Source organism: Nocardiopsis sp. NPDC006198 (genome assembly GCF_040613895.1).
Taxonomy (GTDB): Bacteria; Actinomycetota; Actinomycetes; order Streptosporangiales; family Streptosporangiaceae; genus Nocardiopsis; species Nocardiopsis tropica.
The window spans coordinates 1-6279 of record NZ_JBEXSY010000122.1; the positions used below are offsets into that span (position 1 = coordinate 1).

Below are 6279 nucleotides of genomic sequence, written 5' to 3' on the forward strand. Positions count from 1 at the left end.
GAGAGCGCCGGCGCGCCCCCCGGGGGGGTGCGGCGCGGCCGTCGTCGGAAGATCCGGGTCAGCCCGCCACGGCGACGGTCGGCCGGCCGGACTCGGCCCCGGCCTCGCCCATCTCCTCGGCGATGCGCATGGCCTCCTCGATGAGGGTCTCCACGATCTGGGACTCGGGCACGGTCTTGATGACCTCGCCCTTGACGAAGATCTGGCCCTTGCCGTTGCCGGAGGCCACGCCCAGGTCGGCCTCGCGGGCCTCGCCGGGCCCGTTGACGACGCAGCCCATGACGGCCACGCGCAGCGGCACCTCCATGCCCTCCAGGCCGGCGGTGACCTCCTCCGCGAGCGTGTAGACGTCCACCTGGGCCCGGCCGCAGCTCGGGCAGGAGACGATCTCCAGGCCGCGCTCGCGCAGCCCCAGCGACTCCAGGATCTGGGCGCCGACCTTGACCTCCTCGGCGGGAGGCGCGGAGAGGGACACGCGGATGGTGTCGCCGATGCCCTCGGACAGCAGCGCCCCGAAGGCGACCGCGGACTTGATGGTGCCCTGGAACGCGGGGCCGGCCTCGGTGACGCCCAGGTGCAGCGGGTAGTCGCAGGCGGAGGCCAGCTGGCGGTAGGCGTTGACCATGACCACGGGGTCGTTGTGCTTGACCGAGATCTTGATGTCGCGGAAGCCGTGCTCCTCGAAGAGGGAGCACTCCCACAGCGCCGACTCGACGAGGGCCTCCGGGGTGGCCTTGCCGTACTTCTGGAGCAGGCGCTTGTCCAGCGAACCGGCGTTGACGCCGATGCGGATCGGGGTGCCCGCCTCGTTGGCGGCCCGCGCGATCTCGGCGACCTTGTCGTCGAACTTCTTGATGTTGCCCGGGTTCACGCGCACGGCGGCGCAGCCGGCGTCGATCGCCTGGAACACGTACTTGGGCTGGAAGTGGATGTCGGCGATCACCGGGATCTGCGACTTCTTCGCGATGATCGGGAGCGCGTCGGCGTCGTCGTTGGTGGGCACGGCCACGCGGACGATCTGGCAGCCGGAGGCGGTGAGCTCCGCGATCTGCTGGAGCGTCGCGTTGATGTCGGAGGTACGGGTGGTCGTCATCGACTGGACGGACACCGGGGCGTCCCCGCCGACAGGGACGTTTCCGACCATGATCTGCCGCGTCTTGCGCCGGGTCGCCAGCGGGCGCGGCGGGGTGGCGGGAATACCGAGATCGACGGTCACGCTTGATTCACCTCGTCTGCCGCCGGAGGGGGGCGGCACTTGATTCGTCGGTTATCGGGAAAGGGCGTCCGGCGAGCGCGCGGCGCCGCGTCCGGGGTCACCTCGCGCGGCTGCCTCCGCTGCACCGTCGTTCCCGGATCGCGATCTCCAGGTTACCCGCCCGTGGAAGGGCGCCCCTCGCGAAGCGCGGAACCGGTGCGCCAGCTGAAGATTACCGGCCTCCGGGGATGGTCGGCGTCACGCCGGAACCGCCCCGCGACCGGGGTGGACGGCCGGTGTCGGCCGGCCGTCCGCCCGCCGTCGCGCAGGTGTGCGTCAGCCGAAGAGTCTGACCGGGTTGAACAGGTCGGCGACGAGCAGGACCACGCTGAACACGAGGAAGCACGCCACCACGACGTAGGCGACCGGTGTCAGCATCGCCACGTCCACCGGGGCGGGCTCGGGTCGTCGGAACAGCTTGGCCCAGCCGCGCTTGAGCCACTCCCAGAGGGCGCCGGCCATGTGGCCGCCGTCCAGCGGCAGGATCGGGAGCATGTTGAAGGCGAACAGGAACAGGTTCACACCGGCCAGGATCTGGAGCATGATCGCCGCGGTGTCCGCGACGGGCAGGCCCTGGGCCATGATCTCGCCGCCGATGCGGGAGATGCCGACGATGCCCACCGGGGAGTCCTGGTTGCGCTCCTCCCCGAGGAACGCGGCGGCGAACACCTCCGGGACCTTGCTGGGCAGGGAGATGAGCGCCTCGCCCACGCCGACCATCATGGTGCCCATCTCGGCGGCGGACTCGCCGACGGTGAGCGGGGCGCGCTCCTGGGCGAAGACGATGCCGAGGAAGCCCACGGTCTCGGTCCGGTAGACCCGGTAGCCGTCCGCGTCGTACACGGGCTCGCCGTCGGCGTCGGTCTCGTAGAGGATCTCGCCCTCGGCGTCGCGGGCCGGGAGCTCGTTCTCGACGACGTCGACGTCGAGCGGGACGCGCTCGCCGTCGCGCTCGACCACGACCTCGGTGCTGCCGAGGGACTCGCGGATCTGCCGGTTGGCGGTGTTCCAGTCCGGGGTGGACTCGCCCCCGACGGAGACGATGACGTCGCCGGGCAGCATCCCGGCCTCGGCCGCCGGGGTGGGCGGCACGTCGGTGCAGTCGGTGACGGAGCTGCCGACCGGGACCATGCACTCGTTGACGAGCCCGATCTCGGTGGTGCTCCTCGGGACGCCGATGCCCATGAACAGGACCGCGAGCAGGATCGCGGCGAGGACCACGTTCATGCCGGGGCCGGCGAACATCACGATGAGCCGCTTCCACGGCGCCCGCTGGTAGAACTGCCGGTCCTGGTCCTGCGGGGAGAGTTCGACGTAGGAGGCCTCACGGGCGTCCTCGGCCATGGCGCGCCAGCGGGACAGCTTGCGCGAGCCGCCGTCCGCGCTCCGGCGCGACGGCGGGAGCATGCCGACCATGCGCACGAAGCCGCCCAGCGGCACCGCCTTGACCCCGTACTCGGTGTCGCCCCGCCGGAAGGACCACAGGGTCCTGCCGAAGCCCACCATGTACTCGGTGCACTTGATCCCGAACATCTTGGCGGTGGAGAGGTGGCCCAGCTCGTGCCAGGCGATCGAGAACAACAGCCCGAAGACGAACAGGACGATCCCGACCACGGTCATCAGGGCGACCATGCAACTCTCCTCTAGGCGGTGTCAGGCCTGGCGCGCGAGGAGCTCGCGCGCACGTGTGCGGGCCCAGGCGTCGGCGGCGTACACGTCGTCCAGGCTCAGTCCCACGCTCTGGTGCGACGCTCCCCCGGGGCGGTCCGTTCGCCGGTGCTCCGAGACTACCCGGGAGACGGTGTCCATGATGGACGGGAACGCGAGGTTTCCGCGGAGGAAGGCGTCGACGGCCTCCTCGTTGGCGGCGTTGTACACCGCGGGGGCGGTGCCTCCCGCGGCGCCGACCTCGCAGGCGAGCCTGACGGCGGGGAAGGCCTCGTGGTCCAGCGGCTCGAAGGTCCAGGTCTGGGCCCGGGTCCAGTCCATGCCGGGGGCGGCGCCCGGGACCCGGTCGGGCGCGCCGAGCCCGTAGGCGATGGGGATCATCATGCTGGGCGGGCTCGCCTTGGCGATGGTGGAGCCGTCGACGTACTCGACCATCGAGTGGACGATCGACTGCGGGTGGACGACGACGTCGATCCTGTCGAAGGGCATGTCGAACAGCAGGCTGGCCTCGATGACCTCCAGCCCCTTGTTGACCAGGGTGGCGGAGTTGACGGTGATGACCGGCCCCATGCTCCAGGTGGGGTGGTCGAGCGCCTCGGCCGGTGTGACGCCGGCCAGCCCGTCGCGGTCACGGCCCCGGAACGGGCCCCCGCTCGCGGTGACGACCAGGCGGCTGACCTCGTCGCGGCGGGCGTGCACGTGGCCCTGCGCCGGACTGGCGAGCTGCCCCTCGGGCAGGTACGGGAAGCACTGGGCGATGGCGAAGTGCTCGGAGTCGACCGGGACGATCTGGCCGGGCCTGGCGAGGTCGCGCACCAGCGGCCCGCCGATGATGAGGGACTCCTTGTTGGCCAGGGCGAGGGTGGTGCCCGCGCGCAGCGCGGCCAGGGTCGACTCCAGGCCCAGGGCGCCCGTGATGCCGTTGAGCACGACGTCGCAGGGGCTCCCGGCGAGCTCGGCCACGCCCTCGGCGCCGACCAGGACGGCGGCCCGGCTGCCGTGCTCGGCGAGGGAGCGCGAGAGGTCGGCGGCCCGCTCGGGGTCGGCGACCGCGACCAGCGGCACGTCGAGCTCGGCCGCCTGCTTGGCGAGCAGGTCGGCCCTTCCGCCGCCCGCGGCCAGGCCCACCACGCGGAAGCGGTCGGGGTTGCGCTGGACGATGTCCACGGCCTGGGTCCCGATCGAGCCCGTGGAGCCGAGGATCACTACTGTTCGCTGCTGTTCTTCTCGCACGGCTCCATTGTCCCGCACCGGGCGGGCCACCGGAGGTGCCTGTGGACAACCCCGGACGGGCCGCGCGGGCGCCGCCCGGCGGACCCCGGAGTCACCGGGTCTTTACAACGCGTGCGGGTTGGCCTAACTTAACCCGTGAGTAAGTTACCTCACGGTTGCGTGAGGCGCCGATCACCCCCTCGGCGCCCGCGGACACCGGCCTCCCGATGGCGACACGGCGCGAGGACCCATCGGCCCTCCCCCGTCCCCCTCACCCCCGAGGTCTCCCCATGCGCCCTGTGAGAAGCGCCCCCCGTCCCGCACCGCCGGAGGACGGAGGCCCCCCGGCCCCGACCGCCGCGCGAGGGCCCGCCCGCCTGCTGTCCTGCGCGATCGCGGCGGTCCTCGCCGCCGCCGTCCTCCACCCCGCGCCCGCCTCCGCCGCCGTGGGCGCCTCCGTCTCCTACGAGACGATCGTCAGCCACGACGGCACCGAGCTGAGCGCGAAGGTCATCACACCGACCGGCGTCGAGGGCCCCCACCCCCTCCTCGTGATGCCCTCCGCCTGGGGGACGCCCCAGATCATCTACGTCGGGGCGGCGGCCAGGCTCGCCATGGAGTCCGGCTACCAGGTCGTCGCCTACACCTCGCGCGGCTTCCTGGACTCCGGAGGGGAGATCGAGGTCGCCGGCCCCGACGACCGCGCCGACGCCGGCGCCGTCATCGACTGGGCCCTGGAGAACACCGAGGCCGACCCCGACCGCATCGGCATGGCCGGGATCTCCTACGGAGGCGGCATCAGCCTGCTGACCGCCGCCGAGGACGACCGGGTCAGGGCCGTGGCGTCCCTGAGCGGATGGGCCGACCTGGCCGCCTCCCTGTACCCCGACGAGACCGTCAACAGGCAGGCGGCCGAGCTGCTCCTGCTGGCGGGCAACCTCACGGGCCGCCCCGGCGAGGACCTGTCGGAGATGGAGGAGGAGTACAGGCGCGGCAACATCCGACCCGCCCTCGACCTGGCCCCGGACCGCTCCGCCGCCACCAAGGTCGACGCGCTCAACGCCAACGGCACGGCCGTGATGATGGCGCACGCCTGGAACGACGGCATCTTCCCCGTCGGCCACGTCACCGACTTCTACGAGGAGCTGGAGGGCCCCAAGCGCCTGATGCTCGCCCCCGGCGACCACGCCACGCAGGAGGCGTTCGGGGCGCTCGGCCTGCCCGACGAGGTGTGGGAGTCCCTCGGCGACTGGTTCGACCACCACCTCCGGGGACAGGAGAACGAGGTGGACGCCGAGGGCCCCGTGCACGTCAGGCCCAACAACGGGAGCGGCGGGTGGACCTCCCACCCCGACTGGCCCTCGGTGACCGGCGGCTCCGACGAGTACTACCTGGCCGAGCCGAGCGGCGACTGGTTCCGCTGGCAGAGCAGCGGCGCCATGGGGACCGAGCCGGCCACGGGGTGGGACTACCGCTTCCGGACCGGGATCGGCACACCGGCGGAGAGCGGCACCGTCCTGCTCTCCGGCGCGCTCCAGCAGTTCTTCGACATCCCGACCGGGGTCCTGCTGCCGACGGTGGACCGCTACCGCGCGGCCGTGTGGACCAGCCCCGCCTACCCGGACGGGGTGCGCGTGGCGGGCACCCCCGAGGCGACGTTCACGTTCACCCCGACCGCGGAGGACCAGTCGGTCTTCCTCCACCTCTACGCCGTCGACGGCAACGGGGCCGGTTCGCTGATCTCCCACACCCCCCACACCCTGCGCGGCGCCGTCCCGGGCGAGCCGGTGACGGTCACCGCCGAGCTGGAACCGGTCGTCTGGGACGTCCCGGCCGGGCACCGGCTGGCGGTCGTGGTCGACAGCCGGGACGCCCGCTACACGAGCGAGAGCGCCCTCGGGGACCGGGTGGACGTGACCTCCCCCGAGGACGCCCCCACACGGGTCACGGTTCCGCTCGCCTGACCGTCGCCCGGGCGGCGCCGCCCCCGCGGCGCCGACCGGGCGCCCCCGGGCCGCCAGCGGCACCACCCCCCCGCCGGAGGCGGCCGCCGGGGGGACGGCGGCCCTCACCGCGACCGCCGCCGGCGTCGTCGGAGGGGGCGCCCTCGCCGGGTTCCTCGAACACGTCCACCGCCGTCTCCA

At 72.8% G+C, this 6279-nt stretch carries 4 protein-coding genes; 1 reads left to right on the forward strand and 3 read right to left on the reverse strand.

Translation table 11 applies throughout. The features are described 5' to 3' along the window. Positions 1 to 58 precede the first annotated feature (58 nt). From ispG to dxr, 3 genes are all read right to left on the reverse strand, one after another. Positions 59 to 1216: a flavodoxin-dependent (E)-4-hydroxy-3-methylbut-2-enyl-diphosphate synthase gene (gene ispG, locus ABZ234_RS33715; RefSeq protein ID WP_267948413.1), complete on the reverse strand. Its 1158-nt coding sequence runs from the start codon at positions 1214 to 1216 to the stop codon at positions 59 to 61. A 315-nt stretch (positions 1217 to 1531) separates the two neighbouring features. Continuing rightward, the gene (locus ABZ234_RS33720; protein ID WP_355014743.1) at positions 1532 to 2887 is read right to left on the reverse strand and encodes a site-2 protease family protein; all 1356 of its coding nucleotides are present in this window, start codon (positions 2885 to 2887) and stop codon (positions 1532 to 1534) included. 21 nt (positions 2888 to 2908) lie between these two features. Further along, complete coding sequence (gene dxr, locus ABZ234_RS33725) at positions 2909 to 4129, reverse strand: 1-deoxy-D-xylulose-5-phosphate reductoisomerase (protein WP_352986129.1); 1221 nt, start codon at positions 4127 to 4129, stop codon at positions 2909 to 2911. Between the two features lie 296 nt (positions 4130 to 4425). Between dxr and ABZ234_RS33730 the strand changes: the two genes are divergently transcribed. After that, positions 4426 to 6099, forward strand: a complete 1674-nt coding sequence (locus ABZ234_RS33730; protein ID WP_355014744.1) for a CocE/NonD family hydrolase — start codon at positions 4426 to 4428, stop codon at positions 6097 to 6099. The last annotated feature ends 180 nt before the right edge of the window (positions 6100 to 6279 follow it).

Excerpts from the sequence above, each read along its gene's own strand:
- ABZ234_RS33730 (WP_355014744.1), top strand. The coding sequence starts at position 4,426 with ATGCGCCCTGTGAGAAGCGCCCCCCGTCCCGCACCGCCGGAGGACGGA.
- ABZ234_RS33720 (WP_355014743.1), bottom strand. The coding sequence starts at position 2,887 with ATGGTCGCCCTGATGACCGTGGTCGGGATCGTCCTGTTCGTCTTCGGG.